We start from the raw sequence: 1,952 nt of genomic DNA on the forward strand, positions 1-1,952 counted from the left end.
AGGGTGACGCGGGTGCCCATGCGGGCCAGGAACTGGCCCAGCTCCACACCGACCGCGCTGCCGCCGATCATCACCGCACGTGGCGGGATCTCCCGCAGGGTGGTGGCCTCCCGGTTGGTCCACACCTTCACCTGGTCTAGGCCGTCGACGGTCGGGCGCAGCGGCTGGGAGCCGGTGGCGATCACGATGTGCTCGGCGGTCAGGTGCTGTTTGTCGGCGTCGATGCGCCAGGGGCCCCGGCCGGTCAGGCGGGCGGTGGCTTTGACGACGGTGACGCCCTGCGTGCGGTAGCCGTCGATCTGGGCGGTGTCATCGAGGTGGCGGATCATGTAGTCGCGGTAGTCGCGCAGGGCCGGCCACTCCAGCTTGGGTTCAGAAAGGCCGGCGCTGTGCGCGGCCTCGGCGCGGGCCTCGGGCGGGCGCAGCAAGGTTTTGGAGGGGATGCAGGCCCAGTAGGCGCATTCGCCGCCGATGAGTTCGCGTTCGATCAGGGCGACCCGTAGCCCGCCCTCAACAAGGCGGGAGACGGCGGCCTCACCGCCGGGGCCGGCGCCGATGACGATCGCATCGAAATCAGTGGGCATCGTTTGGCTCCAAGTTCTCGGGGTGTTTTGGTCGACGCTGCTGACCCGGATGTGGCCGCCTTGCGTCCCTGAACTCCGTGCTACTAACTGTGTCAGGTTGACATCTATGACCGTAGGCAACGTATGTCAATGAATTCCTCCTGAACCGGCATTATTCTGACGTGGTTTCGGTGCATGTTCCGACGTGGTGTTAGGGCTAATGGTCGAGAGTCCAGCCGTGCCGTGATCTTCCTACGCCAATAGGTCGTTCCAGTCGCGTTCTTCTTGCTTTTTGAGTTCGTGTAACCCAGTTGTTGGTTGGCCCAGTTCGACTGCGGGAGCTGGCAGCGCATAGAAGTCTCCGATGCCTCGGGCAGCTTTGTGGCCACCGGTGTCGACAATGCAGTACGCGTGTCCGTCGAATATCGTGTCTGCTGGCGCGAGGTCTAGGTAGTGCAAGACATTGTGGACTGCGGTACGAGCCTGGCCTTTGGCCATGATCGCCGCCTTCGGAACTGGGGCGCCTGATGGCGTGGTTATGGTGGCGACATCGCCTATCGCCCAGATTCCGTCTTTTTTGGTCGCGAGGGTTTGAGGGTCGACCGCGATCCAGTTTTGCTCGCCGTCGATGCTCAGGGACGGTTGGTGGGGTGGGATGAAAAAAAGCAGGTCGAAATCCGCGAATGCGCCGTCAGCGAAGTCGATCTTCTTATTTGCCACGTCGACGCCACCGCAACCCATGTTGGGATGAAAACCGATGCCGGCTTCGGATAAGAAAGCCTGGACCTGCGGTCCGGGGCTTGGCCCTGCTCCGGGCATGGGTCGGGGTTCGCAGGTGAAGATCTCGATCTGGGTGTTTTGTCGGCGGCCGTGTTCGGTGAGGTAGTCAGCGATGAGCATCGCTACTTCGTAGGGCGCCGGCGGGCAGCGGAAGGGCAACGAAGGGACAAGCACCACGATTTTCCCACCGGCGAACGCAGCGAGCGCGCGGTGCGCGTGGGCTGCGTCCTGGATGCTGTAGCAGTGATGAGCCATGCCGGCGGCCGCCGCTTGTCCCAGGCCGGGGATTGCGCTTGGGTTGTTCTTCGCGCCCAGGGCCACGATCAGCGCGTCGTAACTGGTTTCGAAGTTATCGCCGGTGACCGTTTTGCTTTGCGAGTCGATCGCTGTAACAGTGCCGGTGATGGTGTGCACGCCGCGGAGGAATTGCTGGCTGGGTGTGATGGAGGCTTGCTGGGGGGTTGTCCATCCCCGCATGATCCACGGCAGGGTGAAGCCGATGAAATGCGTGAAGTCGTTGTCGATAAGGGTGACGTCGAGGTCGTCGTTGCCCAGACTTTGGTGTTGCTTTAGCTCGTGGATGGCGCTGAGCCCGCCGATGCCAGCTCC

General features: G+C 62.9%; 2 protein-coding genes. Both read right to left on the reverse strand.

The features are described from left to right. A partial coding sequence (locus ABDV69_RS21340; RefSeq protein WP_343577826.1) for an FAD-dependent oxidoreductase occupies window positions 1-584 on the reverse strand: 584 nt, incomplete at its 3' end. 231 nt (window positions 585-815) lie between these two features. Then, window positions 816-1,952, reverse strand: a 1,137-nt coding sequence (locus ABDV69_RS21345; RefSeq protein WP_343577828.1) for an FAD/NAD(P)-binding oxidoreductase, incomplete at its 5' end; no start/stop codon positions are given.

The organism is Mycobacterium sp. (assembly GCF_039583785.1).
GTDB lineage: Bacteria > Actinomycetota > Actinomycetes > Mycobacteriales > Mycobacteriaceae > Mycobacterium.